At 37.4% G+C, this 1,687-nt stretch carries 3 protein-coding genes; all 3 read right to left on the bottom strand.

Annotated elements, in window-relative coordinates; all coding sequences use genetic code 11:
* Positions 1 to 158, bottom strand: a 158-nt coding sequence (locus AMDU4_RS14195; protein WP_394324945.1) for an SAM-dependent methyltransferase, incomplete at its 3' end; no start/stop codon positions are given.
* Between the two features lie 8 nt (positions 159 to 166).
* Positions 167 to 541, bottom strand: coding sequence for a glycine cleavage system protein GcvH (gcvH, locus tag AMDU4_RS07840; protein WP_021787447.1), 375 nt, complete (start codon positions 539 to 541; stop codon positions 167 to 169).
* 176 nt (positions 542 to 717) lie between these two features.
* The coding region (locus tag AMDU4_RS07835) for an aminoacyl--tRNA ligase-related protein (RefSeq protein ID WP_290704617.1) at positions 718 to 1,687 on the bottom strand (970 nt) is incomplete at its 5' end.

Here is a 1,687-nt window from a genome sequence, read left to right as displayed (position 1 = left end):
ACCTGTGTCCATCCACCAGGGGATGAGCCGAATTCAAGGACATAATCTGTTTTCCATATTATGCCAAATTTAGACTGTATTTCCAGAAGCTTGTACGAGGCCCTGCTTCTGTAATTATCCTTCTTTGCCCTTGCGTAATATTTATCTTTTCTCTCCATATTGATTTCTATTCCCCTATATATGACTTGTATTCCTCTGCCGTCATATAATCATATTTGTTATCGGATATTTTTATTTTAACAAGCCAGTATTTGTAGCAATCAGAATTTATGAGTTCTGGTTTTTTATCCAGTTCCATGTTTGTTTCCACTACTACTCCTCCAACCGGGAAAAACACATCCTCCGCAGATTTAACTGATTCTATTGTCAAGAGTGTTTCTCCCGCTTTTTTTGATGTGCCTATCTTGGGCATATCAACATACACTATATCAGTAAGCTGATGCTGGGCAAAATCCGTAATTCCCACTGTAGCTATGTCACCGTCAATTTTAAACCACTCATGAGATTTTGTATACTTCAAATCACTAGGTAGAATAGACATGATACTGTATAAATATTACATATAAAAATACATAGGCAGAATTAAATGCCAGATAAAAAAGCACCATAGCCACATCCCATTTCCTGCTAAACTGCAAATTTAGGCTAATTAATTTATTGATAAGACTTTAAATGGGAGCTATATTGAGTTGCCACATTGGAAATGACATAATGAAATTAGAAATCCTGGTCTATTTTCTTTTCCCTGATTTCATTTTCCATTATTCCTATAAACTCATCAAGTGCATATTCCTTAGTCCTGTCCTTGCGGTTTCTTACTGAAACAGTTTTATCTACAAATTCCTTTTCTCCCACTACAAGAATATAGGAAGGCCTCATAGTTCTGATAAGCTTTATTTTCTTTGAAATTGTTCCGTCCGATAGATCAACCCTGGACCTTATCCCTTTTTCTATTAATTTTTGATTTACAGTTTTTGCATATTCGTGGTATGCCTCTGATACCGGTATTATATATGCCTGTAAGGGAGTTAACCATAGTGGAAGTTTTCCATTGTAATGCTCAAGAAGTATTGCCATGAATCTCTCATAACTCCCGTAGATAGCACGGTGTATTATTACCGGCCTTACCTTCGTGTCGTTTTTGTCTATATAATAAAGGTCAAAATTGGAGGGCATAAAAAAATCTAGCTGTATGGTGGATAATTGCCATAGTCTCCCCAGCGCATCTTTTATATGAACGTCTATTTTAGGACCGTAAAATGCGGCTTCTCCGGGATATTCAGTATATTTTAACTTCAGTTCTTCAAGTGCTTTCCTCAGGTTTTCAGTGGCATTATCCCATATTGAAAAATCTGGTTTCAGACTCTCTGATCCACAGTATGGGCATTTGGATTCCTGTGATGATGCCCTGAGCATAAATTTCTCTCCACAACTGGTACATTCATATGACATCAGATAGCTTTCCGGGTGTTGTTTATCCATTACACTGAGATCGTATGTAAATTCCTCTGTTCCCAGTATGGTTTTAAATATGGAGGGAATAATTTTGAGCAATGATATGGTTTCATCAAATATCTGATCCTCCCTTACAAAACCATGGCCATCATCAACTGTAAATGCCCTGGGGCGTGTTAGCCCACCCATTTCCCCCGATTTTTCATATCTGTAAATGGTTCCCGCCTCGGAA

It is taken from the genome of Ferroplasma sp. Type II, from assembly GCF_000496155.1.
This window is presented reverse-complemented; position numbering and strand designations above follow the sequence as displayed.

Bases quoted from the DNA above. Each gene is read 5' to 3' on its own strand.
- gcvH (WP_021787447.1), bottom strand. From the start codon at position 541: ATGTCTATTCTACCTAGTGATTTGAAGTATACAAAATCTCATGAGTGG.